General features: G+C 72.4%; 21 protein-coding genes. 9 read left to right on the top strand and 12 right to left on the bottom strand.

Features of this window, described 5'->3' with window-relative positions:
• Window positions 1-8 precede the first annotated feature (8 nt).
• The 5 genes from ACZ6ZR_RS26315 to ACZ6ZR_RS26295 all read left to right on the top strand — a co-directional run bounded on the left by ACZ6ZR_RS26315 (window position 9) and on the right by ACZ6ZR_RS26295 (window position 5,700).
• Window positions 9-899 carry an amidohydrolase family protein gene (locus tag ACZ6ZR_RS26315; RefSeq protein WP_465646273.1) on the top strand — a complete coding sequence of 297 codons (891 nt, stop codon included), beginning with the start codon at window positions 9-11 and terminating at the stop codon, window positions 897-899.
• A gap of 4 nt (window positions 900-903) precedes the next feature.
• Window positions 904-1,947 carry a zinc-dependent alcohol dehydrogenase gene (locus tag ACZ6ZR_RS26310; protein ID WP_465646271.1) on the top strand — a complete coding sequence of 348 codons (1,044 nt, stop codon included), beginning with the start codon at window positions 904-906 and terminating at the stop codon, window positions 1,945-1,947.
• Window positions 1,944-2,708 carry an SDR family oxidoreductase gene (locus ACZ6ZR_RS26305; protein ID WP_465646269.1) on the top strand — a complete coding sequence of 255 codons (765 nt, stop codon included), beginning with the start codon at window positions 1,944-1,946 and terminating at the stop codon, window positions 2,706-2,708. The genes ACZ6ZR_RS26310 and ACZ6ZR_RS26305 overlap by 4 nt, the downstream gene beginning before the upstream one ends.
• Window positions 2,705-3,184: a hypothetical protein gene (locus ACZ6ZR_RS26300; protein WP_465646267.1), complete on the top strand. Its 480-nt coding sequence runs from the start codon at window positions 2,705-2,707 to the stop codon at window positions 3,182-3,184. Before ACZ6ZR_RS26305 ends, ACZ6ZR_RS26300 begins: the two co-directional genes overlap by 4 nt.
• 392 nt (window positions 3,185-3,576) lie before the next feature.
• Complete coding sequence (locus tag ACZ6ZR_RS26295) at window positions 3,577-5,700, top strand: beta-galactosidase (RefSeq protein WP_465646265.1); 2,124 nt, start codon at window positions 3,577-3,579, stop codon at window positions 5,698-5,700.
• Between the two features lie 63 nt (window positions 5,701-5,763).
• On the opposite strand, the gene ACZ6ZR_RS26290 is transcribed toward ACZ6ZR_RS26295, so the two are convergent.
• Entirely contained in the window at window positions 5,764-6,456 is a 693-nt protein-coding gene (locus ACZ6ZR_RS26290; protein ID WP_465646263.1) for an SDR family oxidoreductase, read from the bottom strand.
• Between the two features lie 452 nt (window positions 6,457-6,908).
• Between ACZ6ZR_RS26290 and ACZ6ZR_RS26285 the strand changes: the two genes are divergently transcribed.
• Window positions 6,909-7,829: a LysR family transcriptional regulator gene (locus ACZ6ZR_RS26285; protein ID WP_465646261.1), complete on the top strand. Its 921-nt coding sequence runs from the start codon at window positions 6,909-6,911 to the stop codon at window positions 7,827-7,829.
• 88 nt (window positions 7,830-7,917) lie between these two features.
• On the opposite strand, the gene ACZ6ZR_RS26280 is transcribed toward ACZ6ZR_RS26285, so the two are convergent.
• From ACZ6ZR_RS26280 to ACZ6ZR_RS26240, 9 genes are read right to left on the bottom strand one after another with little or no spacing between them, the layout of a single operon-like run.
• Window positions 7,918-8,529, bottom strand: a complete 612-nt coding sequence (locus tag ACZ6ZR_RS26280; RefSeq protein ID WP_465646259.1) for a hypothetical protein — start codon at window positions 8,527-8,529, stop codon at window positions 7,918-7,920.
• Between the two features lie 57 nt (window positions 8,530-8,586).
• Window positions 8,587-9,282, bottom strand: a complete 696-nt coding sequence (locus ACZ6ZR_RS26275; protein ID WP_465646257.1) for a FadR/GntR family transcriptional regulator — start codon at window positions 9,280-9,282, stop codon at window positions 8,587-8,589.
• Between the two features lie 47 nt (window positions 9,283-9,329).
• Window positions 9,330-9,959: a LutC/YkgG family protein gene (locus ACZ6ZR_RS26270; RefSeq protein WP_465646255.1), complete on the bottom strand. Its 630-nt coding sequence runs from the start codon at window positions 9,957-9,959 to the stop codon at window positions 9,330-9,332.
• Window positions 9,956-11,410, bottom strand: coding sequence for a lactate utilization protein B (locus ACZ6ZR_RS26265; protein WP_465646253.1), 1,455 nt, complete (start codon window positions 11,408-11,410; stop codon window positions 9,956-9,958). The genes ACZ6ZR_RS26270 and ACZ6ZR_RS26265 overlap by 4 nt, the downstream gene beginning before the upstream one ends.
• Window positions 11,407-12,147, bottom strand: coding sequence for a (Fe-S)-binding protein (locus ACZ6ZR_RS26260; RefSeq protein WP_465646251.1), 741 nt, complete (start codon window positions 12,145-12,147; stop codon window positions 11,407-11,409). The genes ACZ6ZR_RS26265 and ACZ6ZR_RS26260 overlap by 4 nt, the downstream gene beginning before the upstream one ends.
• Window positions 12,147-13,136 carry an aldo/keto reductase gene (locus ACZ6ZR_RS26255; RefSeq protein ID WP_465646249.1) on the bottom strand — a complete coding sequence of 330 codons (990 nt, stop codon included), beginning with the start codon at window positions 13,134-13,136 and terminating at the stop codon, window positions 12,147-12,149. The genes ACZ6ZR_RS26260 and ACZ6ZR_RS26255 overlap by 1 nt, the downstream gene beginning before the upstream one ends.
• Complete coding sequence (locus ACZ6ZR_RS26250; protein WP_465646247.1) at window positions 13,133-13,894, bottom strand: SDR family NAD(P)-dependent oxidoreductase; 762 nt, start codon at window positions 13,892-13,894, stop codon at window positions 13,133-13,135. Before ACZ6ZR_RS26250 ends, ACZ6ZR_RS26255 begins: the two co-directional genes overlap by 4 nt.
• Window positions 13,891-15,216: an enolase C-terminal domain-like protein gene (locus ACZ6ZR_RS26245; protein ID WP_465646245.1), complete on the bottom strand. Its 1,326-nt coding sequence runs from the start codon at window positions 15,214-15,216 to the stop codon at window positions 13,891-13,893. The genes ACZ6ZR_RS26250 and ACZ6ZR_RS26245 overlap by 4 nt, the downstream gene beginning before the upstream one ends.
• A gap of 11 nt (window positions 15,217-15,227) precedes the next feature.
• The gene (locus ACZ6ZR_RS26240) at window positions 15,228-16,079 is read right to left on the bottom strand and encodes a fumarylacetoacetate hydrolase family protein (RefSeq protein ID WP_465646243.1); all 852 of its coding nucleotides are present in this window, start codon (window positions 16,077-16,079) and stop codon (window positions 15,228-15,230) included.
• Between the two features lie 423 nt (window positions 16,080-16,502).
• Here ACZ6ZR_RS26240 and ACZ6ZR_RS26235 point away from each other — a divergent pair, with 423 nt between their 5' ends.
• The 3 genes from ACZ6ZR_RS26235 to ACZ6ZR_RS26225 all read left to right on the top strand — a co-directional run bounded on the left by ACZ6ZR_RS26235 (window position 16,503) and on the right by ACZ6ZR_RS26225 (window position 20,197).
• A complete protein-coding gene (locus ACZ6ZR_RS26235; protein WP_465646241.1) occupies window positions 16,503-17,555 on the top strand; it encodes a sugar ABC transporter substrate-binding protein in 1,053 nt (350 codons plus the stop codon).
• A 73-nt stretch (window positions 17,556-17,628) separates the two neighbouring features.
• Window positions 17,629-19,176, top strand: a complete 1,548-nt coding sequence (locus ACZ6ZR_RS26230) for a sugar ABC transporter ATP-binding protein (protein ID WP_465646239.1) — start codon at window positions 17,629-17,631, stop codon at window positions 19,174-19,176.
• Window positions 19,169-20,197 (top strand): ABC transporter permease, encoded by a 1,029-nt coding sequence (locus ACZ6ZR_RS26225; RefSeq protein ID WP_465646237.1) that lies wholly within the window; start codon window positions 19,169-19,171, stop codon window positions 20,195-20,197. The genes ACZ6ZR_RS26230 and ACZ6ZR_RS26225 overlap by 8 nt, the downstream gene beginning before the upstream one ends.
• Window positions 20,198-20,441: 244 nt before the next feature.
• On the opposite strand, the gene ACZ6ZR_RS26220 is transcribed toward ACZ6ZR_RS26225, so the two are convergent.
• Window positions 20,442-21,206 (bottom strand): hypothetical protein, encoded by a 765-nt coding sequence (locus ACZ6ZR_RS26220; RefSeq protein WP_465646235.1) that lies wholly within the window; start codon window positions 21,204-21,206, stop codon window positions 20,442-20,444.
• 117 nt (window positions 21,207-21,323) lie between these two features.
• Complete coding sequence (locus tag ACZ6ZR_RS26215) at window positions 21,324-22,160, bottom strand: beta-galactosidase small subunit (RefSeq protein WP_465646233.1); 837 nt, start codon at window positions 22,158-22,160, stop codon at window positions 21,324-21,326.
• Between the last annotated feature and the right edge of the window lie 119 nt (window positions 22,161-22,279).

Genomic DNA, 22,279 nt, shown 5'->3' with positions numbered 1-22,279 from the left:
ATGCCCCCGTGACCACCTCCGCCCTGCTCGTCGACGCCCATCACCACGTGTGGGACCTCGTCCACCGTCCCCAGCCCTGGCTGGACGACCCCGGCGTGGCGTCGATCCGCCGTACGTTCACCCCTGAGGACCTGCGCGCCACCGGCACCCACCCGATCGCGGGCCGGCGGCTCGGCAGCACCGTGGTGGTGCAGTGCATCCCGGGCCAGCCCGAGACCGAGGACCTGCTCGCACTCGCCGAGCGGGAGCCGCTGGTCGCGGCCGTGGTCGGCTGGGCCGACCTGACCTCCCCGGGCATCGGCGACGCCCTCGACCGGCTGCTGGCCGGGCCGGGCGGCAGCCACCTGCGCTCGCTGCGCCATCTGGTGCAGGGCGAGAGCGACCCGGCCTGGCTGCAACGCCCGGACGTGGAGCGCGGGTTGACGGCGCTTCAGGCCCGAGGGCTCGGCTACGACGTCCTGGTCCGCAGCCACCAGCTCGACCAGGCCGTCCGGCTGGCCGAGCGCTTCCCCGAGCTGCCCCAGGTGCTCGACCACGCGGGCAAGCCGGACATCGCCGGTGGCCGGCTCGCGGACTGGGAGCGCTGGATCCGGCAGCTGGCCCACCACCCCCAGGTGGTGTGCAAGGTGTCGGGCCTGATCACCGAGGCCGACCACCGCGCCTGGACCATCGACGACCTTCGCCCGGTCTGGGACGTGCTGCTGGCCGCCTTCGGCCCCGAGCGGCTGATGTTCGGCTCGGACTGGCCGGTCGCCAACCTGGCGGGCGGCTGGAACCGCTGGGCCGAGGCCGTGGACGAGCTGCTCACCGGCTGGTCCGCCGCCGACCTCCAGGCCCTGCTGGCCGGCACCGCCACCTCCTTCTACCGACTTCCCCCCGTCACCGGGAAAGGACTCTGACGCCATGTCACTAGCTGTCCGTTACACGGCGGCCCGCAAGCTGGACCAGGCCGAGGTGGAGACCACCACGCCCGGGCCGGGCGAGGTCGAGCTGGCCCCGGCCTTCGTCGGTATCTGCGGGACCGACCTGCACATCTTCCACGGCGACATGGACGCCCGGGTCAAGACGCCCGCGGTGATCGGGCACGAGATGTCCGGCCGGGTCGTCCGGGTCGGCGCGGGTGTCGAGGGCTGGCAGCCCGGCGACGCCGTCACGGTGATGCCGCTGCGCTGGGACGGCACCTGCCCGGCCTGCCTGGCCGGTCACCAGCACGTCTGCCAGAACCTGGACTTCATCGGCATCGACTCGCCCGGTGCGATGCAGCAGCGCTGGACGGTGCCCGCCTCGACGCTGGTGCGCCTGCCCGGCTCGGTGCCGCTGGAGCACGCCGCGCTGGTGGAGCCCACGGCGGTCGCGGTGCACGACGTTGGCCGTGCCGAGGTGCGCGCCGGCGAGAAGGTCGTCGTGGTCGGCGGCGGTCCGGTCGGCATCCTGATCGCGCTGGTCGCCAAGGCGGTCGGCGCCGAGGTGCGGGTGGCCGAGCTCAGCACCCACCGCCGCCTGCTGGCGGAGGAGTCGGGCCTGGTCACCTGGGACCCGGCCACCCAGGACGTGCCGGCGCTGGCCTGGGAGTGGACCGGCGGCGCGGGCGCGGACGTGGCCTTCGAGGTCTCCGGTGCGGCCGCCGGGGTGGCCGCGGCGGTCGAGTCGCTCGGGGTGCGCGGCCGGCTCTGCCTGGTGGCGATCCACCCGCGCCCGCGCGAGGTGAACCTGCACCGCTTCTTCTGGCGCGAACTCACCCTGGTGGGCGCCCGGTTGTACGACCGTGGCGACTTCGAGCGGGCGGTCGAGCTGATCGCGGACGGCACCGTCCCGGCGGACCGGCTGATCAGCAAGGTGGTGCCGCTCACCGACGCTCCGGCGGCCTTCGAGGCGCTCGAGGGCGGCGGCGACGTGATGAAGATCCTGGTGAACTGCACCGACGAGACCGAGGGAGCCACCGCATGAGCACCCCCTTCGACCTGACGGGCCGTCTGGCCGTGGTGACCGGTGCCCGGCGCGGCATCGGCCGGGCGATGGCCCGAGCCCTGGCCCAGGCCGGGGCGGACGTGATCGGCGTCAGCGCCTCGCTGGAGGAGTCCGGCAGCGAGGTGGAGAAGGACGTGCTGGCCGCGGGCCGCACCTTCGAGGCGATCCGCACCGACTTCGCCGACCGCGAGGCGGTCCGCGCCCTGGGCGCCGACCTGGCCGGGCGGGAGCGCCCGGTGGACATCCTGGTCAACAACGCGGGCACCATCCGGCGCGCCCCGGCCGCCGAACACCCCGACGAGGACTGGGACTTGGTGCTCCAGGTCAACCTCGGCGCGCAGTTCGCGCTGTCGCGGGCGGTCGGCGCAGCGATGGTGGCGCGCGGCCGGGGGAAGATCATCTTCACTGCCTCGCTGCTCAGCTGCCAGGGCGGCATCACCGTGCCCGGCTACACCGCCGCCAAGCACGGCGTCGCGGGCCTGACCAAGGCGCTCGCCAACGAGTGGGCCGGGCGCGGGGTCAACGTCAACGCGATCGCCCCCGGCTACATCGCCACCGACAACACCCAGGCGCTCCAGGACGACCCGGTCCGCAGCCGGGCGATCCTGGACCGCATCCCGGCCAGCCGCTGGGGCGCCGCGGACGACCTGGCCGGCGCCACCGTGTTCCTGGCCTCTGACGCCGCCGCCTACATCCACGGCACCGTCCTTCCCGTCGACGGTGGATGGCTCGGCCGATGACCACCGACCTCGCCGAAGTCCTGGACGGCGCACGGCTGATGCCGGTGCTGGTCGTCCCCGACCCGGCTGCCGCCGCTCCGCTGGCCGACGCGCTGGCGGAGGGCGGCGCCCGGTGCGCGGAGGTCACCTTCCGCACCCCGGGCGCCGAGCGGGCGCTCAAGGCGATGGCCGCACACGGCGGGCTGACCGTCGGCGCCGGGACCGTCCTCACCCCCGAGCAGGCCGAGCGGGCGGTGGAGGCCGGGGCGCGATTCGTGGTCTCACCGGGTTTCGACGCCGAAGTGGTCGCCAAGTGCTGGGAGTTGGGCGTCGCCGCGGCCCCGGGCCCGCTCACCACCGCCGGCCTCCGGTACGCCCTCGGCTACGGCACGGCCCACGGCGCCCTGGCCATGACCACCCCCGGCGACGTCTCGATGGCCACCCGCGCGGAGGTCGAGGCCCTGATGTCCGGCGCCTCCGCCGCCGTCCGCCGCTGACCCGACGTCAGGTGCCCGGCCCGGATCACCGGTAGCCGCGCGCCTGTAGCGCGTACAGCTCGGCGTACCGTCTCGATTCCGCATGGCCGCACTCCGGGAGCTTCACCATGGCAACACGGCAGGACGTAGGCGGGAGTTCGGCCACCTACGACAGCCGTGACCGCCGGCTGCACCGGGTCTTCGTCCAGCTGGACAACCGACGGAACCGCCGGTGATCGCCGTCGAATCCGCGCGGACCGCACTCGATCACCAGCAGCAACCCCGGGTAGAGCCGGTAGAGGGCGAGGCGATGCACCACCGTGACCGGCTCGCCCGTTCGAAGCTCCGTCGATCCGCGTTCCGGCCCCGGCACCCCCGCCGGCCGGAACCCCGTCACTACCCGAGGTCCCCACATGTCCGTTCTGCCCCCGCGCGTCCTGTTCGGCGCCGCCTACTACCACGAGTACCAGCCCTACGACCGGCTGAAGGAAGACCTCGACCTGATGGCGGCGGCGAAGTTCACCGTCATCCGGGTCGGCGAGTCGGTCTGGTCCACCTGGGAGCCTACGAGCGGCCGCTTCGACCTGGACTGGCTGCAGCCCGTCCTGGACGGGGCCCACCAGCGCGGCATCTCGGTCGTGCTCGGCACCCCGACCTACGCCGTGCCGCCGTGGCTGGCCCGCCAGTACCCCGAGATCGGCGCCGAGAACTCCACCGGCCAGACCGGCCGTTGGGGCGCCCGGCAGGAGGTGGACTTCAGCCACCCGGCCTTCCGCTTCCACGCCGAGCGGGTGGTGCGGAAGATCGTCGCCCGCTACGCCGACCACCCGGCGGTGATCGGCTACCAGGTGGACAACGAGCCGGGCGCCCGGCTGCCGCACAACCGGGGCGTGTTCGAGCGCTTCGTCGACGAGCTGCGGCAGAAGTACGGCGACGTGGAGACCCTCAACAAGGAGTGGGGCCTGGTCTACTGGTCCCACCGGCTGACCACCTGGGCCGACCTGTGGACGCCCGACGGCAACGCCCAGCCGCAGTACGACGTCGCCTGGCGGGCCTTCCAGGCGCGGCAGACCAGCGAGTTCATCGCTTGGCAGGCCGACCTGGTGCGCGAGTACGCCCGCCCCGGGCAGTTCGTCACCACCTGCCTGCACTACAACCACGTCGCGCTCGAGGACGACGAGATCACCGACGCCCTCGACGTCACCGCGGGCAATCCGTACTACGACATGCAGGACGCCCTGACCCTGCCCGACCCGGCCTCCGACGACCTGGAGCAGGGCTGGAGGACCACCGGCGTCTGGGCGCTGTACCGGGACGCCGACCGGACCTTCTCCTCCAAGCAGGAACCGTTCCTGATCACCGAGACCAACGCGCAGGCGATCGGCGGCACCGAGGACACCCGCCCCGCCTACGACGGCCAGTGGCGGCAGGCGGCCTGGGCGCTGGTCTCGCGCGGCGCGGCGATGATCGAGTACTGGCACTGGCACACCCTGCACTTCGGCGCCGAGACCTACTGGGGCGGCGTGCTCCCGCACAGCGGCCGGCCCGGCCGGATGTTTGCCGAAGTCGCCCGGCTGGGCGCGGAGTTCGAGACGGCGGGCTCCCTGGTCGCCGGGATCGAGCCGGACGCGGACATCGCGGTGGTGTACTCGATGCCTAGCAAGTGGCTGATGCAGAAGTATCCGCCGCTGATGCACGCCGACGGCAGCGCCGACCACGGCTCGTACCAGCGGCTCTTCGACCCCTTCTACCGTGGCGCCTTCGAGGCCGGCCGCCAGGTGCGCATCCTGCACGCCCGGCAGCTGCACGACGCGCGTGGCGAACGGGACGGTCTCTCCCCGTCGGAGGCGGCGCGGCTGCACCCCGTCCTGGTCGTCCCCGGGCTCTACCTGGCCGAGGACTCGCTGCTCGACTGGTTCGCCGCCTACGCCGAGGCCGGCGGCCACCTGGTGCTCGGCCCGCGCACCGGCTACGCCGACCAGGAGGCCCGGGCCCGCCACGAGCCCGCCCCGGCCCGGCTGACCGCCGCGGCCGGGGTCTCCTACGAGGAGTTCAGCAACCTGACCGCCGGGCTTCCGGTCCGCGCCGTCCCCGGCAGCGGCCTGACCCTCCCCGAGGGCACCACCGCCACCCGCTGGGTGGACGGCCTCACCGTCACCGACGCCACCGTCCTCGCCTCGTACGAGCACCCGCACTTCGGCCGCTGGCCCGCCGTCACCACCCGCCCCCACGGCGCCGGCCGCATCACCTACGTCGGCACCGTGCCGGACCGTGCGATGGCCCGCTCCCTCGCCACCTGGCTCACGCCCACCCCGCGCAGCGGCTGGACCTCCCTCCCCGAGACCGTCACCGCCACCAGCGGTACCGCCCGCGACGGCCGCCGCGTCCACGTGGTCCACAACTGGAGCTGGCAGCCCGTCAGCATCCAGGCCCCCGCAGCCCTGACCGACGCGTTGTCCGGCACCGCCGTCCCGGCGGGGGGAGAGCTGTCGTTCGGCGCCTGGGACGTCCGGGTGTTCACCTCGCCCACCGGCTGAGCCCGGCGGTGCCCCGCTGAACCACGACCGTCAGCGGGGCACCGGGGGTTCGCCGCTCGCGTGTCAGCCGAGCTGCCCGGTCGGCCGCATGACGATCTGGTTGATGTCCACGCCCGCAGGCTGGTCGAGCACGAAGGCGATCGTGGCCGCGATCTGATCGGGGGTCATCGCCTCCTCCGGGGTGCCGCCGCGCTCGGCCCAGAACGCCGTGTCCACCACCCCGGGGGCGACGACGGTCACGCCGACCCGGTCCTTGCCGACCAGCAGCCGGGTGTTCTCGGCCAGCGCGTGGACGGCCCACTTGGTGACCGAGTACAGGTTCCCGGGAGTGTTGCGCACCCCGGCCACGGAGCCGACGAACACGATCCGGCCCTGGGACTCCCTCAACCGCGGCAGGGTCTCCCGCACCAGCAGGGCCGGGCCCAGAACGTTGGTGAGAACCATGGCCCGCATGTCTTCGGGGGCGTGGCTCTCCAGGTTTCCGGGCAGCGAGAACCCGGCATTGGCGATGACGTTGTCCAGCCGGCCCCACGCCTCGACCACCCGCTGCACGGTACCGGCGACGTCCTCCGCCTCGGCGGCGTCGCCGGCGATCGTCAGCAGCCGCTCACCCGCCCGGGCGGAGGCGGCGAAGTCGGCCAGCTTCCCCGCGTCACGCCCGGTCACCGCCACGCGGTGGCCCTGCCCGAGGAGGGTACGGGCGGTGGCAGCACCGATGCCGGTCGATCCACCGGTGATCAGCGTGACGGGCTCCATGCGACGGGCTCCTCGGTGAGTTGGTGATCAGTTCCCCAAAACGCCTGCACTATACGTGGGGTGACCTGCCGCCAGATCCGTCTTGCCGTACCGACTGCCCCCGTGTGCTCTTGACGGACCGTCACCGGCGTACGCCAGTCGGCCCGCTACCACCTCGGAAATCGATCCGGCAATCGCACCGCCTTCGCCGCGTTGCGGTTGGACTGGCCGATAGCAAGACGGTCGCACGCTCACATCGCCGTCCCGCCACCAGGATTGCGCGCCCGCGCCGTCCACGCGGTCAGTGCCGGAACATCGGCACCCGGACAGGGCCGCAGGCATCTCGCGCTCCTTGTCAGTCCTACGGACCATGCGCAAGCGCGAGACTGACGCACCATCATGCTCACCGGTGGCCGAAGGCCAAGATCACCAGCAGTGCCAAGTGCATGTTCGTCACTCCTATAGTGACTGGAATGCAACTGGATCTGAACCTGCTCACGGCCCTGGACGCGCTGCTGGAAGAGGGCAGCGTGGCCGGAGCCGCGGACCGGCTCCACGTCACCGCGCCGGCGATGAGCCGATCGCTGGGCCGCATCCGCAAGGCCACCGGTGACCAGATCCTGGTGCGCACCGGACGCCACATGACGCCCACCCCTCGCGCCCTGGCCATGCGCACGGAGGTTCACGTCCTGGTCCAGCAAGCCCACCAACTGCTGTCCCCGCGCACGGACCTCGACCTGGCCGGGCTGGAGCGGGTGTTCACCGTTCGCCTGCACGACGCCCTCACCACCGCTTGCGGGAGCGCCCTCGTCGCCGCGGTACACCGCCAGGCCCCGAAGGTGAAGATACGCCTCACGGTCGAGCCCGGCCACGACAGCCCTGAGCTGCGTCGCGGCGAAGTCGACGTGGCCTCCAGCGCCGGACCGCCGCCCCAACCCGACATCCGTCACCGCCTCATCGGCCAGGACCGGATCGTCCTCGCCCTCCGGGCGGGACACCCGCTCACCGAAGGGCCGCTGACCGTCGCGCGGTACGCGGCCGCCGATCACGTGACCGTCTCCCGGCGCGGGGAGCTGCGCGACCGGGTCGACGAAGTCGTCGCCGCCCTGGGCCACGAGCGCCGTGTCATCGTCGCCGCCCCTGCGACGGACACCGCACTCCAACTGGCCCGCGACACCGACGTCGTGGTCACCCTCCCCGAAGCGGTCACCCGCTCCGCCCGCGACCAACTGGGCCTGACGATGCTGCCGCTGCCGTTCGAACTGCCGCCCGTCCCTCTCTACCTGCTCTGGCACCAGCGCTACGACGACGACCCCGCCCACACCTGGCTCCTCAACCTGGCGGCCCAGACCCTCCAGAGCCTGTTCGCCACCCCGGACGCTCCTGACCGGTGACGTTCCATCAGGGCGCCGGTACGGGTCCCCCACGAACGTGTTGAGGCTTCGCGATTCCGGGAGGACTTCGTCACGTGAATGACCGGTGTCAGGTCGTGTGCAGCACGGCCCGCCGCACGCCGGCGGACTCCAGCTCCTGGATGACCACGCCGATCATGGTGCGGGTCATGTAGGGGGAGATGGAGTCCTTGCAGTCCAGCCAGATCCGCGGCACCGGCTCCGCCTCCACCGCCGCGTAGTTCGGGGTGTAGGTGTTGATCCCCGCCGTGAGCTCGGCGTACAGCTCCGCGTGCGACACCTCGCGGCCGTCGTGGGTGACCCGCATCAGCCGCGGGTCGGCCGCGGTCAGGGCGGCCAGCACCGCCGTCCGGCCCTCGTCCGAGCACCTGACCGCGATCTCCCAGTTCTGGTACTCCGGGTCTCCGTACCGGACGACGACCGGCAGTGTGCCCGGATCCACCTCGATCCCTCCCGGCACGCCCGGCGACTCGACGGCACGGCGCAGCCACTCGGTCGCCCGGGGCCCGTCGAACTCGTCCACGAAGGCCTCGACGATCCGCCACCGCAGCTCGGGCCCCGCCGCCGCGGCGGCGCGCTCGAACAACTGCTCCGCGTCCGCGCGGCCTTCGGCCAGGGCCACGCGCCCCTCGTCGAACAGCGCTTCGCCCTCACCGTACGCACCTGCCGGCTCCAAGGTCATGCACACCGTGATAGCAGGCCCCTGCGACACGAGCCCGGCACCGCTGCTGACGGGGGCTCAGCCGAGGGCGGAGCCGGCGGCGCCGAGGCGGTCGCGGAGCCACTGCTCGACGCCGGCCACGTGGACCGTCGCCCAGGAGTGCGCGAGTTCGGGGCTGCGGCGGGCGATGGCGTCGACGATGGCGCGGTGCTGCTCGCGGGTGCGGGCGACCGCGCCCTCCTCGGTGGCGCCGCGCCAGATCCGGGCCCGGGTGGTGGGGCCTGACAGGCCGTCGATCAGGGAGCAGAGCACGCTGTTGCCGGAGCCGAGTGCGATCGCCCGGTGGAACTCGAGGTCGTTGGCGACGACCTCCTCCAGGGAGGCGTCGTCGCGCAGGTCCTCCACGACCTCGCGCAGGGCGGTGATGTCCTCGTCGGACATCACCCGGGCGGCCATCGCCGAGGCGGCGGGCTCCAGGATCCGGCGGACCTCCAGGAACTGCAGCACCGTGTCGTCCTGGTGGAAGTCGACGACGAAGCCCAGCGCCTCCATCAGCAGGTTGGGCTCCAGGCTGGTGACGTAGGTGCCGTCGCCCTGGCGCACGTCCAGCACCCGGATCAGCGAGAGCGCCTTCACGGCCTCGCGCAGCGAGTTGCGCGACAAGCCGAGCCGCTCGGCGAGGTCGGCCTCCTTCGGCAGGCGTGCGCCGGGGCGCAGCTCACCGCTGACGATCATTTCCTTGATCTTCTCGATCGCCTCGTCGGTGACCGGCACGTGCTACCTCCCTGGTGCTGACCCGTGCAGCATAGCCACCGCGCGGCTCAGGACGTCTCGACGATGACGACCTGGAGGGTGCGGGGGCCGTGGACGCCCTCCACCCGGTCGAGTTCGATGTCGCTGGTGGCGGAGGGGCCGGAGACGAAGGTGAGCGGGCGGGCGGGGTCGAGCCGTGACAGCGCGTCGGGGACGTCGTCCACGATCTGCTCGGCGCGGACCACGCAGAGGTGGTGGTCCGGGACCAGGGTGAGGGCGCGGCGCCCCTGGCCGGGGCCGGCGTCCAGCACGATGGTGCCGGTGACGGCGATGCCGACGGCGGCCAGGGTGACGGCGCCGTCCAGCCCGTCCAGGCCGGGGACGTCCAGCGGCTCGCGGTGCCACTCCCAACTCCCTTGCGGGAGAAGCTCCTCGGGGAAACCCGCGGGCAGCGCGAGCCGGGTGGCGCCGTGCCCGGTGAGCAGGGCGGCGATCACCCCGGGCAGCCCGGCCCGGTCGGTGCGGGTGACCTCGGCCCGGTAGTCGGCGACCCGTTCGGCGAAGAGGCCGACCAGGTCCCCGTCCGCGTGGCCGCGGCGGTAGTCGCGGGGGACGGGGACGTCCTCGGGCGTCTCGTCGGCGGGTACGTCGGCGAGCGCGGCACGGATGCGGCGGAGGACGGCGTCGCGGCTGGTCACTGGTTCTCCCTGTTCTTGCGCCACCAGGTGCGGAAGGACTCCGCCGGGGGTGCGGCGGTGTCGCGGGCGTCGGTCCAGCCGGCCAGCGGGCCGGGCAGGCGGCCGATCCTGCCGTTGCGGGCGAGGGCGCGGCCGCCGAGGGAGGTGGCCTTCTGGGCGGCGCCGAGCAGGCGGGGGGAGTCGAAGACCTTGGCGGCGGCCTTCATGGCCAGCGACTCGGCCGTCAGCCCCTTGGATTCGACGGCCTCGGCGCGCAGGTGGACCAGCACCTCGGGGATGTCGATCTTCACGGGGCAGGCGTCGTAGCAGGCCCCGCACAGGGTGGAGGCGAACGGCAGCGAGGCGGCCCCGCTTTTCGTGTCACTGCCGATGCCGACCAGCTGCGGGGTGAGCACCGCGCCGATCGGCCCGGGGTAGACCGAGCCGTAGGCGTGGCCGCCGGTGCGCTCGAAGACCGGGCAGACGTTGAGGCAGGCCGAGCAGCGGATGCAGCCGAGCACCTGGCGGCCGACCTGGTCGGCCAGGGTGTCGGTGCGGCCGTTGTCGAGCAGCACCAGGTGGAAGGCTGACGGGCCGTCACCGTCGGTGGTGCCGGTCCAGGTGGAGGTGTAGGGGTTCATCCGCTCGCCGGTGGAGGAGCGCGGCAGCAGCTGGAGGAAGACCTCCAGGTCGGACCAGCTGGGCACCACCTTCTCGATGCCCATCACGGTGATCAGGGTCTCGGGCAGGGTCAGGCACATCCGGCCGTTGCCCTCGGACTCCACCACGACCACCGTGCCGGTGTCGGCGCAGGCGAAGTTGGCGCCGGAGACGGCCACCTTGGCGGTGAGGAACTTCTGCCGCAGGTGCAGCCGGGCCGCCTCGGCCAGCGCGCGCGGCTCGTCGGTCAGGCCCTCGGGGGCCGGCCGGCCCCAGTGGCCCATCTCGGCCGCGAACAGGTCGCGGACCTCGGTACGGTTCTTGTGGATGGCCGGCACCAGGATGTGCGAGGGCCGGTCGTCGCCCAACTGCACGATCAGCTCGGCGAGATCGGTCTCGTAGGCCCGGATGCCCTCGGCCTCCAGGTGCTCGTTGAGGCCGATCTCCTGGGTGGCCATCGACTTGATCTTGACCACCTCACGCTCGCCGGTGGCCTTCACCAGATCCGCGACGATGCGGTTGGCGTCCGCGGCGTCGGAGGCCCAGTGCACGGTGCCGCCCGCCGCCGTCACGGACTCCTCCAACTGGAGCAGGTAGCGCTCCAGGTGACGGGCCGTCCGCCGCTTGATCGCGGCCGCGGCGTCGCGCAGCTGCTCCCAGTCGTCCAGCTCGGCGGCGACCGCGAGGCGCTTGTCGCGGATGGTGGTGGTGGCGCGTTTGAGGTTGGCCCGCAGCTGGGTGTCGGCCAGGGCCGCGCGCGCGGCCTCGGGGAAGGCCGGGGAGCCGAGCCAGACCACTCCACGGTCGCTCACGGGGTACCTCCGTCGGTCGCGGCGAGGATCTCGGCCAGGTGTACGGTACGCACCGGCGCGCCCTGGCGGGAGAGGCCGCCGCCGATGTGCATCAGGCAGGAGTTGTCGGCCGCGCAGAGCACCTCGGCCCCGCTGGCCAGCACCGCGGCGTTCTTGTCGGCGAGCATCGCGGCGGAGGTGTCGGCGTTCTTCACGGCGAAGGTGCCGCCGAAGCCGCAGCACTGGTCGGAGCCGGCCAGGTCGGCCAGCTCCAGGTCCTTCACCGCGCGCAGCAGGCGCTCGGGGCGGTCCCCGAGCCGCAGGCCGCGCAGCGAGTGGCAGGTCGGGTGGTACGCGACCTTGTGCGGGTAGCGGGCGCCGACGTCGGTGACGCCCAGCACGTCGGTCAGGAACTCGGTGAACTCGTGGACCTTCGGGGCGAGTTCGGTGACCTGCTGCTGGAGGTCGGTGTGGCCGTACTCGGCGGCGAGGCGCGGGTGGTTCTCGCGGACCATCCCGGCGCAGGACGCGGACGGGGTGACCACCGCGTCGTAGTCGGCGAAGGTCCGGGCGAAGCGGGCCACCAGCGGTACGGCGTCCGGGCGGTAGCCGGTGTTGAAGTGCATCTGCCCGCAGCAGGTCTGCTCCTGCGGGAAGTCGACCTGGTGGCCGAGCCGCTCCAGCACCTCGACCACGGCCCGGCCGGTGCCGGGGTAGAGGGTGTCGTTGAAACAGGTGATGAACAGCGCGACGCGCATCAGCCCGCCTCCTTCGGGGTGGGGATCTCGGGGGCCAGCATGCCCCGTTCCCTCAGCTCGTCCCAGAGCGCGTCCGGGACGGGGTGGCGGAGCATCAGCGCGGCGTCCTCGGCCTCGGCGGCGCTGCGGGTGCCGACCAGGACGCTCGCCACGGCCGGGTGGCCGAACGGGAAGCGCAGGGCGGCGGCCCGCAGCGGGACGCCGTGCCGCTCGCAGACGGCCTTGAGGTCCAGGGCGCGGGCCAGCAACGCGTCGGGGGCGGCGGCGTAGTCGAAGGTGGCGCCGGGCCGGGGGTCGGCCAGCAGCCCGGAGTTGAAGACCCCGCCGATGACCACGCTGACGCCCCGCCGCTCGGCCAGCGGCAGCAGCTCGGTGAGCCCGTCCTGGTCGAGCAGGCTGTAGCGGCCGGCCAGCAGGACGGCGTCGATGTCGGTCTCGCGGACGAACCGGGCGGGCAGCGCGGACTGGTTCATCCCGATCCCGATCACGCCCAACACGCCCTCGGCGCGCAGGCGTTCGAGCTCGGGGTAGGCCTCGGTGAGGGCCTGCTCGGCGTGGTCGTCCGGGTCGTGCAGGTAGGCGATGTCGATCCGGTCGGTCCCCAGCCGCTCCAGGCTGTCCTCGACCGAGCGGCGCACCCCGGCGGCGGAGAAGTCCCAGACCCGGCGGTGGGTGGCGGGCGCCGCGAAGCCGTTGGCCAGGTCGTCCCCGTCACCCGCGGCCGGCTCCAGCAGCCGGCCGACCTTGGTGGAGATCACGTAGCCGTCCCGGGGCTGCTCGCGCAGCACCGCGCCCAGGCGGCGCTCGGACAGGCCCAGGCCGTAGTGCGGGGCGGTGTCGAAGTACCGCACCCCCGCCCCCCAGGCGGCCCGGACGGCGTCGGCTGCCTGCTCCTCGCTCACCGGGGTGAAGAGGTTGCCGATCCCCGCCGCCCCGAAGGCCAGTCCGCTCACCCGGACCTGGCTGTGCCCGAGCTGACGCGCCCTCACCGGGACGGCTCCGGCCGCAGGCGCAGGCCCTGCACGCCGCCGTCGACGGCCAGCACGGAGCCGGTGACGGCCGCCGCGGCCGGGGAGGCCAGGTAGACGATCGCCGCGGCCACCTCCTCGGGGGTGACCAGCCGGCCGATCGGCTGACGGGCGTTCAGCGCGGCCCGCTCCGCCATCGGGTCGGCGGCGCCGTCCAGCAGCCGGGCCACCCACGGGGTGTCGGCGGTGCCGGGGTTGACGCAGTTGACCCGGATGCCCTCGCGGACGTGGTCGGCCGCCATCGCCAGGCTGAGCGAGAGCACCGCGCCCTTGGAGGCCGAATACAGCGCCCGCTGCGGGAGGCCCGCGGTGGTGGCGATCGAGCCCAGGTTGACGATCGCCGCGTTCGAGGACTTGCGCAGGTGAGGGAGGGCGGCCCGGCTGACCCGGACCATGCCGAGCACGTTGACGTCCAGCACCCTCGCCCACAGTGCGTCGTCGTTGTCCTCGACGCTGCCCACGGCGCCGATGCCCGCGTTGTTGACCACGACGTCGATCCCGCCGAACCCCTCGGCCACCGCCGCGACGGCGGTGCGCACGGACAGGTCGTCGGAGACGTCCGCGGTGAAGCCGTGCAGCGGGGCGGGCACCCCGGAGGGGTCCAGGTCCAGCACGGCCACGTTCGCGCCCCGCTCGGCGAAGAGCCGCGCGGTGGCCAGCCCGATGCCGGAGGCGCCGCCGGTGACCAGGGCGGTGAGGCCCTCGAACTCGGGGGTCATGAAGGCTCCTTGAGGTCTGCTGCCCAGAACGCGCCGTCGGGGTAGCGGTAGGTGTCGATGCTCGCCCGGTGCATGGTGGCGGAGAAACCCGCCGCGCGGGGAGCCTTGTAGTGACCCTGCTCGATGACCACCGGGTCGTGGAAGTGCTGGTGCAGGTGGTCGACGTACTCGATGACCCGGTCCTCGAACGTGCCGGTGAGCGCGACGTAGTCGAACATCGACAGGTGCTGGACCAGCTCGCACAGGCCGACGCCGCCGGCGTGCGGGCAGACCGGGACGCCGAACTTGGCGGCCAGCAGCAGGATGGCGAGGTTCTCGTTGACGCCGGCCACCCGGGCCGAGTCCAGCTGGAGGACGTCGATGGCGCCGGCCTGGAGCAGCTGCTTGAAGACGATCCGGTTCTGTACGTGCTCGCCGGTGGCCACCTTGACCGGGCTGACGCCCCGTCGGATGGTGGCGTGGCCGAGGATGTCGTCGGGGCTGGTGGGCTCCTCGATCCAGTACGGGTCGAACTCGCCGAGCGCCTTGGTCCACTCGATCGCCTCGGCGACGTTCCAGCGCTGGTTGGCGTCGATCGCCATCCGGATGTCCGGGCCGACGGCGGCGCGGGCGGCGCGGCAGCGGCGGATGTCGTCCTCCAGGTCGGCGCCGACCTTCAGCTTGATCTGGGTGAAGCCGTCCTCGACGGCCTGCTTGGCCAGGCGGGTGAGCTTCTCGTCGGAGTAGCCGAGCCAGCCGGGCGAGGTGGTGTAGGCCGGGTAGCCGCGGCGCAGCAGCTCGGTGGCCCGGCCGGCGGCGCCGGTCTTGCCCTTGGTGAGCAGCTCCAGCGCGTCCTCGGGGGTCAGCGCGTCCGCGATGTAGCGGAAGTCCACCTGGGAGACCAGCCAGCCCGGGTCGGCGTCGGCGAGCAGCTGCCACAGGGGCTTGCCCTCGCGCTTGGCGGCCAGGTCCCAGACGGCGTTGACCACGGCGCCGATCGCCATGTGCATCACGCCCTTCTCGGGGCCGAGCCAGCGCAGCTGGCTGTCGCCGATCAGGTCGCGGTAGAGCGAACCGGGGTCGTCGCACAGGTCGGTGACGGAACGTCCGATGACGTGGTCGGCCAACGCGTCGATGGCGGCGACCTGCACGTCGTTGCCGCGCCCGATGGTGAAGGTGAAGCCGTGGCCCTCGTGGCCGCCCGTGGAGGTGCGCAGGACGAGGTAGGCGGCCGAGTAGTCGGGGTCGGGGTTCATGGCGTCGGACCCGTCCAGCTCCCGCGAGGTGGGGAAGCGGATGTCGTAGGTGTCGACCGCGGTGATCCGCGCAGTGGTAACGGACACGGGGGTGCCTTTCAGGCGTTGGCGAAGGTCTGGCGCTGGGTGCCGAGGCCGTCGACGGTCAGCTCGACGGTGTCGCCGGAGCGCAGGTAGGGGGTGCCGGGCAGTCCGAGGGCCACGCCGGCGGGGGTGCCGGTGTTGATCACGTCACCGGGGTTGAGCACCATGTACTGGCTCAGGTACCAGACCAGGTAGCCGACCTCGAAGATCATGTTCTTGGTGCTGCCGTGCTGCCGGGTCTCCCCGTTGACGGCCAGCTGCAGGCCGAGCTGCTGGACGTCGCCCAGCTCCTCGGGGGTGACCAGCCAGGGGCCCAGCGGGTTGAAGGTCTCGCAGGACTTGCCGAGGTCCCACTGGGCGGAGTAGTCGAGCTGGAACTCGCGCTCGGAGACGTCGTTGCTGATCGCGAAGCCCGCGATGTGGGCCGGGGCCTGCTCCGGCGAGTCCAGGTAGCGGGCCTGACGGCCGATCACCACCGCGAGCTCCACCTCCCAGTCGGTCCTGACCGAGCCGCGCGGGATCAGCACCTCGTCGTAAGGGCCGACCACGGTGGCCGGGTCCTTCATGAACACCACCGGACGGGTGGGCACGGCGGCGCCGGTCTCCTCGGCGTGGTCGCGGTAGTTGAGTCCGATGCACACCACCTTGCCGGGCCGGGCCACCGGCGGGCCGACCCGCAGGCCGGCCGGGTCGAGCAGCGGGAGCTCCCCGGCCGCCAGCGCCGCCCGCACCCGGGCCGGGCCGTCGGCGGCGAGGAAGGCGCCGTCGATGTCGCTGGTCAGCGCCGAGAGCGCGTAGGTGTGCCCGTCCTGGTCGAGCACTGCCGGGACTTCCTCGCCGGGCGCACCGATCCGCAGCAGCTTCATGTCGCCGTCTCCCTTGGAACATCGGATGAATCTGTGGTGCCCCGACCATAAGAGCGGCGATCGCTCTTTGCAAGAAGTCCTCCGATGTCTCGGGGTGTGCCGGGTGGCGGGTGAGCGATTTGCCCGAACTGCTGTGGGGTTCAGGATTTACCCAGTTCAAGGGGCTAGGCAGGGGCCGAGAAAAGCGGTATCACGCCCTCCGGATCACGGTTGAGATTCGTCCGAGGTTTCCTCTTGTCAGTCAAAGTGTCCTGCTCGTATCGTCCTCGTTACCGCAAGCCATCCGATGACTGCGGGAGTCGCGGCGAGGGCTGTTGGGTCATCCGCTCAGCGCCGCGTGTCAGGGGCCGCCCCCTCAGGAGTGAGGGTTTGAGGGTGGCCGGCTCCGCCCAACCTTCCTGCTCAGCCAAGGAGATCGGCATCATGAAGGCTCGCTCTTCCAGAATCGCGGCCACGGCCGCCGCCGTGGTCGTCCTGGCGGGGCTCGCCACCGCCTGCAACCGGGGCAGCGACTCGCCCACCGGCGCGGCCGGCGGCGGCAAGCCGGCGATCGGCGTCGACCTGCCGCGTGCGGACTCCGACTTCTGGAACTCCTACGCCCAGTACATCAAGCAGGGCGCCTCCGCCCAGGGCCTGAACACCCTGCCGGTCAGCAACTCCCAGAACGACGTCACCAAGCTGGTCGCCAACGTCCAGGTCTTCCAGAACACCGGCGCCAAGGCCGTCGTGATGGCCCCTCAGGACACCGGCGCCATCGCCTCCACCCTCGACCAGCTCGCCGCCAAGAAGATCCCCGTCGTCAGCGTCGACACCCGCCCCGACACCGGCAACGTCTACATGGTGGTGCGCGCCGACAACAAGGCCTACGGCACCAAGGCCTGCGAGGTCCTCGGCAAGCAGCTCGACGGCAAGGGCAAGGTCGCCGAACTCCAGGGCTCGCTCAGCTCCATCAACGGCCGTGACCGCTCCGAGGCCTTCGCCTCCTGCATGAAGGACAAGTTCCCCGGCATCCAGGTCATCGAGCTGGCCACCGACTGGAAGGGCGACGTGGCCTCGGCCAAGCTCCAGTCCACCCTGGCCGCCAACCCCGACCTGGGCGGCATCTACATGCAGGCCGGCGGCGCCTTCCTGCAGCCCACCCTCGCCCTGCTCACCCAGAAGGGCCTGCTCAAGCCCGCCGGCCAGCCCGGCCACATCGCCATCGTCTCCAACGACGGCATCCCCCAGGAGTTCGACGCCATCCGCAAGGGCGACATCGACGCCACCGTCTCCCAGCCCGCCGACCTCTACGCCAAGTACGCCCTCTACTACGCCCAGGCCGCCGCCGAGGGCAAGACCTTCCAGCCCGGCGCCACCGACCACCAGTCGACCATCATCCAGCTGCCCAACGGCCTGGAGGACCAACTCCCCGCCCCCGTGGTCACCAAGGACAACGTCGACGACAAGACCCTCTGGGGCAACAACGTCGGCAAGTAGCCCCCTTCTCCGTGAACGGCGGCCCACCCTTTGGGGCCGCCGTTCACGGGACCACCTGGAAAGGACACCCGCCATGGCGGATCCCAGCCCCGCCCGGGGCCCCGTCGTCGAGGCCGACGGGATCAGCAAGCGCTTCGGCGCCACCGTCGCCCTCGCCGACGCCCGCATCTCGGTCGCCCCCGGCGAGTCGCACGCCCTGGTCGGGCGCAACGGCGCGGGCAAGTCCACCCTCGTCTCGATCCTGACCGGCCTGCAGACCGCCGACACCGGCACCCTGCGCTTCAACGGCGAGCCCGCCCCCGCCCCCGGCGACACCGACGCCTGGCGCTCCCGGGTGGCCTGCGTCTACCAGCGCTCCACCATCATCCCGGCGCTCACCGTCGCCGAGAACCTCTTCTTGGACCGGCAGAGCTCCGGCGCGCTGCGCCCGATCAGCTGGAAGCAACTGCGCCACCGGGCGGGCGAGTTGCTCGCCGAGTACGGCGTCGACGTGGACCCCTCCGTGCGGGCCGGTCAACTGAGCGTCGAGCAACGGCAGTTCGTCGAGATCGCCCGCGCCCTGTCCTTCGGCGCCCGGTTCATCATCCTCGACGAGCCGACCGCCAGGCTGGACGCCCGCGGCATCGAGAAGCTCTTCGACAAGCTGCGCGAGCTCCAGCGGCAGGGCGTCGCCTTCCTGTTCATCTCGCACCACCTCCAGGAGGTCTACGACCTCTGCGACACCGTCACCGTCTACCGGGACGCCCGGCACATCACCACCGCCCCGGTGGCCGAACTCGACCAGCAGGCGCTGGTGGAGGCGATGACCGGCGAGCGCTCGCGGGGCAGCGAGCCCACCTGGTCGGTGACCGGCCGTCAACAGGCCGAGGGCGAAGCGCTGTTGGAGGTCTCCGGGCTCAGCCTGGCCGGCCACTACCAGGACTTCGCGCTCACCGCCCGCCCCGGCGAGGTGGTCGGCCTGGCCGGAGCGGCCGCCAGCGGCAACGTCCGGCTCGGCGAGACCATCGCCGGACTGCACCGCCCGCAGGCCGGCACCATCACCGTCGCCGGACGGCCCGTGCGCACCGGCCAGGTCCCCGCCGCGCTGGCCGCCGGGATCGGCTTCGTCCCCGAGGACCGGCACATCCAGGGCATCATCCCGCAGCGCAGCGTGGCCGAGAACGCCACCCTGACCGTCACCGACCAGCTCGGCCCGTTCGGCACGGTGCTGCCGTCGCGCACCCGGGTCTTCGCCGAGCGGATGATCGCCGACCTCGACATCAAGACGCCCGGCGCCTCGACCCCGGTCGCCGCGCTCTCCGGCGGCAACCAGCAGAAGGTGGTGATCGCCCGGGCGCTGGCCACCGAGCCGCACGTCCTGGTCGCGATCCGTCCCACCAACGGCGTGGACGTCAAGTCCAAGGAGGCCCTGCTCGGCACCGTCCGCCAGGTCGCCGACGCCGGCAAGAGCGCGCTGATCGTCTCCGACGAACTCGACGACCTGCGGGTCTGCGATCGCGTGCTGGCCATGTTCCACGGCCGGGTGGTCGCCGAGTTCGGCCACGGCTGGAGCGACGAAGAACTGGTCTCGGCCATGGAGGGCATGGCCGGCCCGAGCGACCCGAAGGAAACCCATGTCTGACACCACCGAGCTCGCCACGGGCGCCGCGACCGTGGCCGCCCCCGGCGGGAGCCGCTTCCAGCTCGCCCGCTACCGCGACCTCTCGCTCGTCCCGGTCCTGCTGGTGCTGGGCCTCATCGGGTTCATCGTCTCGCCCGCCTTCCTCACCTCCGACAACCTGCTCGGCGTAGGCCAGCAGGCCACCGAGCTGAGCCTGCTGGTGCTGGCCGAGGCGCTGATCCTGATCGCCGCCCGGATGGACCTCTCGCTGGAGTCCACGATCGGCGTCGCCCCGGTGATCGCCGTCTGGCTGGTGCTGCCCGACCACGGCGCGCGCTTCCTGGGCCTCGGCCTCCTCCCCGAGTGGACGGCCTTCCCGCTCTGCCTGCTGATCGGCGCGCTGATCGGTGCGGTCAACGGCTTCCTGATCCTCAAGCTGCGCCTCAACGGCTTCATCGTCACCCTCGGCATGCTCACCCTGCTGAGGGGTCTTCAGGTCGCCATCTCCCAGGGCCAGTCGATCATCAACCTGCCGAGCTCCTTCACCTACCTCGGCCGCACCAGCTGGCTCGGCGTCCCCGCCGCGATCTGGATCTGCGCCCTGCTCTTCCTCGCGGGTGGCAGCGCCCTCGCCTGGCTGCGCCACGGCCGCGCCCTCTACGCGATCGGCGGCAACGCCGAGGCCGCCCGCGCCGCGGGCATCCGGGTCGACCGGATCAGCTGGGTGGTGCTGATCATCGGCAGCCTGCTCGCGGCCTTCGCCGGCATCCTCTACACCGGCCACTACGGCTCCATCTCCGCCGACCAGGGCAACGGCTGGATCTTCCAGGTCTTCGCCGCCACCGTCATCGGCGGCGTGAGCCTCAACGGCGGCCGCGGCACCCTGTTCGGCGCCCTGACCGGTGTGCTCACCCTCCAACTGGTCGTCAACGTCATGACCCTGGCGGGCGTGCCGCCGCTGTGGAACCAGTTCCTCAACGGCGCGATCATCATCGTCGCGCTGATCATCTCCCGGTTCGCCTCCGGCGAGAAGCAGGAGTGACACCTCCCCGGAGGTGACGAAAGCCGCCGGGGAGGGGCGGTCGGCCAGGACGAGCGGGTCAAGCGCGACCCCTGGACAACGGCAACTCCACCGCCGAGGGCGCCACGGTCATCCAATGGACCGTCAACGGCGGCTCCCCGCAGGGCTGGACGCTCACCAAGCTCAACTGAGCGCGCCCTGCGGAGTGTTCACGCCTGCCCGCAGGTCGGCCGGCCCTCGCCGACAGGCCTGCGGGCAGGTGGGTTCAGAGCTCCGGGTACTCGTCGAAGCCGTCGTGGCCGGCGCCGGCCGCCGTCAGGGCGAGCCAGCCGTGGCCCCGGACGGGGGTGTCGGCGTCGATCGCGGCCGGGTCCACCGACAGGTGTGCGGCGGCGGTGTTGACGTCGGTGGTCTCCGCCCGGCCCGGGTCCTCGGCGTACTCCTCGTACTCGTCCGGGTCGTCCGCGAAGTCCGCCTCGGTCAGCACGGTCTCCCAGGGCAGCGGCGTGCCGGTCCACTCGGAGTCCTCGTGGCGCCAGTAGCCCCGGATCACCTCGCCCTCCTCGGCCGCTGCCCAGATCACCGCGTCGGCGAACGGGTCCTGGTAGTACACCTGGGCCCGGCCGCACGCCTTGCTGAGCCGCTCGATCACCTCGTACGGACCCCAAGTGGTCGTCCCCAGCGGCTCGTTGGCGTAGATCAGCCGCCAGCCCGCGTACTCCGGGGTGACGAACACCCGGTGTACAGCGCCCGGCGCGTACTTGGTGTCCTCCTGCTGGGCCTCCTGCCCGTACCGCACCGTCACCGGGATCCGGTCGTGCAGGCCCAGCACCTCGAAGGCGGCCTCGTACGTGGTGCCCGGGACCGCCAGCCACCAGTGGTCGGGCTGCTCGTCCGGGCGTTCGGCGGTGAAGGCGTCGCGGGCGAGCCGCTCCCACCCGGCCCGGTCACGGCCGGCGGAATCGGAGGTGGCCAGCAACACCTCGACCAGGCGGGTGAGGTCGGCTTCGGTGGGGATCGCGGTGTTCATTCCGGCGAGTCTAGGGGCCGCCTTCTCGACGGGGCCGGGCGGCCGCCTCCGGTGAGGCGTACGCCCGGCCCGCGCATCCGCTGGAACACCGATGCCGTGCACGCGCGTTCGGCGCTGTCAGTCCTGCTGAAGGAGCGTCAGGACGAACGCGAAGTCCACCGGCCCGAGTTCGAGCCGGTGCTGAGGCAGGACACCGGGACCCACGGCGGCGCTGCCGAGGCCCTGGACGGCGTGGTCGGTGTGGAGGTGGATCACAGGGCCCGGGACGAGATCGCTGTGGTGCCGGGCGGCGTCGAGCTGCTGGTCGGTCCAGCGGCGCGCGGCGAGGTGGAACGGCTCCTCGCCGAGGACGTGCAGCCCGCTCCCGGCCCCGTCGGTGAGGGTGGCCCAGCGGGTGTCCGCACGGTTGCCGTTCTCCTGGGGGCGGACGTACGGCGTCTGCAACTCCTCCACGCTCGCGCGGAACCGTCCGACGCGAACCGCCTGTCGCGAGTCGGGGTAGGCCTCGCCCGGGCCCGTGCCGAACCACTCCACCTGGGACCGGTCGGTGGGAAGCTCCCAGTCGAGTCCGATGCGGGCCAGTGAGCGTGAGCCGTTCCTGCGCAGCAACTCCTGGTACTCCTCCGGCGGGAGCGCCGGGTCCGCCATGGTGTCCCGGAAGTCGTCACCGCGCTCCGGCCAGTGGCCGACGGGTTCGGCGTGTACCCGCAGGCGCAGGCTGTCACCGTCGCTGTCCCAGCGGTGGGTGGTGATGTAGCCGGAGTTGCCCGCGGCAGCGGCGCTGCGGACGACGACGGTCAGGCCCTGGGCGTCAGGGGTGACGGAGACGGTGCGGTGCCGCAGCCGGTGCAGCCCGCGGTCCTTCCAGTAGGCGGCGTCGCGCTGGTGCCAGCCGTGGTCGTTGTCGGTGGGGGCGCGCTGCGGGCTGGGGGCGAACCAGCAGTTCCAGCGCACCTCGGTCTGAGCCGGTACGGCGTGCTAGTAGGGCTTGGTCAGGTGTACTCGCCGGTGGCGTGTCTTGCTGCCGGTTGGCGCGTTGATGGTGTGTGACACCTGGGGAGATGGATCAGGTC

The organism is Kitasatospora sp. NPDC088742 (genome assembly GCF_055584905.1).
The sequence above is the reverse complement of the archived record's forward strand: the minus strand, read 5'-3'. Positions and strand labels throughout refer to the sequence as shown.